Source organism: uncultured Maricaulis sp. (assembly GCF_963976135.1).
Taxonomy (GTDB): Bacteria; Pseudomonadota; Alphaproteobacteria; order Caulobacterales; family Maricaulaceae; genus Maricaulis.
The window spans coordinates 1-2,197 of sequence record NZ_CAXBKN010000183.1; the positions used below are offsets into that span (position 1 = coordinate 1).

2 protein-coding genes are annotated in these 2,197 nt (G+C 64.7%); both read left to right on the top strand.

Annotated elements, in window-relative coordinates; translation table 11 throughout:
• Positions 1-138 precede the first annotated feature (138 nt).
• On the top strand, positions 139-681 hold the full coding sequence (locus AAC023_RS14400) for a 2'-5' RNA ligase family protein (RefSeq protein WP_339741992.1): 543 nt from the start codon (positions 139-141) through the stop codon (positions 679-681).
• 85 nt (positions 682-766) lie between these two features.
• On the top strand, positions 767-2,197 hold the full coding sequence (lpdA, locus tag AAC023_RS14405; RefSeq protein ID WP_339741994.1) for a dihydrolipoyl dehydrogenase: 1,431 nt from the start codon (positions 767-769) through the stop codon (positions 2,195-2,197).

Below are 2,197 nucleotides of genomic sequence, written 5' to 3' on the forward strand. Positions count from 1 at the left end.
TTGCGCTAAACGGCATTCGCCGCGTCCCGCACACCTCCCAAACGGGGAGGGCCACTCAAACCTCCAGCGGCACGCCGCGTGGAGATTTTGGTGCGGGCGGTTGTGGGATAGGGTGAACGTCAAACAAGAGGACAACCCATGCCAACCGAAACCCATCTTGCCTTGCTCTGCCCGGAATTTGCCCTCGCCGACTACGAGCAGATCCAGCTCTGGCGGCGTGAGCATGACGCGGAGCGGGCCGATCAACTGCTGCCGCACTTCACCCTGGTCGGGCCGGTGAGCGGCTGGAGCCCCGGCGAGTTTGCCCGTGAGGTCGAGGCGCGCCTGCTTGGCGTCAGACCCTTCGAGATCGTGCTGGACCGCGCCGTTTCGCATCGCGATGACGGCCGCAGTGAGGTGATGGACTGGCTACTGCCGGGCCCCGGCCACGAGGCGCTGGCTGCGCTGCAGGACCGGCTCTATTCCGGCACCCTGGCCGCCGAGCGTCCCGCCGGGCCGGCGCAGGCGCCCCATATCACCATCGGGCGTGACAGCGATGCCGCCGCCTCGCAGGCTCGCATGCGCGAACTCAACGAGGCGGAGCTTTCCATCTGCTGTCTGGCCAGCGCGGTGCAGATTATGCGGCGCAAGGGCGAGCGGGTGAAGCTGGTTGAGCGCGTGCCGCTGGGGCGTGAGCGCTGAGGCCTCAGTGCCGGGCCTTTCCCTTTGACCTGCGAGCGGTTAAATCCCGCCCCATGATTTGTGCCGCCGTGATGGAGCCCTTCCGATGAAACAACGCAATTGCCAGCTTCTCATTGTCGGCGGCGGCCCGGGCGGTTATCCCGCCGCGATCCGCGCCGGCCAGTTGGGCCTTGATGTCGTTATCGTCGACAGGGACGGGCTCGGCGGCACTTGCCTTAATCGCGGCTGTATCCCCTCCAAGGCCGTCATCCACGCGGCGAGCAAGTTCGAGGATATGGGCGAACATGCCGGCGGCGATGCGCTGGGGATTTCCCTCGCTTCCGCACCGACCCTCGACATGGGCAAGCTGAAAGGCTGGAAGGACGGCATTGTCACCAAGCTGACTGGCGGCGTCGCGCAATTGCTCAAGGCGGCCGGCGCCGAGCACATTTCCGGCTGGGCCAAATTCAACGGTGCCAAGACCTGTGTCGTCGATCTCGAGGATGGCAGCCAGATCGAGATCAATGCCGAGAATGTCGTCATCGCCACTGGCTCGGTCGAGGTTGAACTGCCTTTCCTCCCGTTCGGCGACACCGTGATCGGCTCGACCCAGGCGCTCGATCTGACCGAACTGCCGCAAAAACTCGTCGTTGTCGGCGCCGGCTATATCGGTCTGGAACTGGGCATTGCGATGCGCAAGCTCGGCTCCGAGGTCACCTTTATCGAGGCGGCGCCGGCCATCCTGCCGATCTATGACAAGGAGATCACCCGTCCGATCACCATGTGGCTGAAGAAGCACAAGGTCGATGTGAACCTCTCCTGCAAGGCGAAGGGCGTCGTTACCGAGGGCAAGAAGACCTTCCTCGAATACGAAGACGCCAAGGGCACAGCCCAGCGTATCGAGGCCGACAAGATCCTCGTCGCCGTCGGCCGCAAGGCCTGCCTGGAGGGTTGGGGCGTCGAGACAATGGGGCTGGAACTGGTCGATGGCCGTTTCATCAAGGTCGATGACCAATGCCGCACCGGCATGCGCGGCGTCTGGGCGATCGGCGATGTCATCGGCGAGCCGCTGCTGGCCCACAAGGCGACCGCCCAGGGCGAGATGGTGGCCGAACTGGTCGCCGGCCATCGCCGCGTGTTCGATCCGGTCTCGATTGCCGCCGTCTGTTTTACCGAGCCTGAAATCGTCGGCGTCGGCCTGACGCCGGACGAAGCCAAGGCCAGGGGCGAAGACATCATCACCGGCAAATTCCCGCTCGCCGCCTCGGGCCGCTATCTTTCGATGGAAGCGGGCAGTGATGGCGGTTTCGTCCGTGTCACGGCGCGGGAAAGCGATCACGTCATCCTCGGCATCCACGCCGTCGGCACCCATGTCTCCGAGCTGTCGGGCGAGTTCGCCCTGGCGATCGAGATGGGCGCCCGTCTGGAAGATATTGCCGGCACCATCCACGTCCACCCGACCCTGACCGAAGGCTTCGCCGAAAGCGTGCTGACGGCGCTGGGCCATCCGATCCATATTTCGGCGCCGAAGAAATAG

Bases quoted from the DNA above. Each gene is read 5' to 3' on its own strand.
- AAC023_RS14400 (WP_339741992.1), top strand. From the start codon at position 139: ATGCCAACCGAAACCCATCTTGCCTTGCTCTGCCCGGAATTTGCCCTC.
- lpdA (WP_339741994.1), top strand. From the start codon at position 767: ATGAAACAACGCAATTGCCAGCTTCTCATTGTCGGCGGCGGCCCGGGC.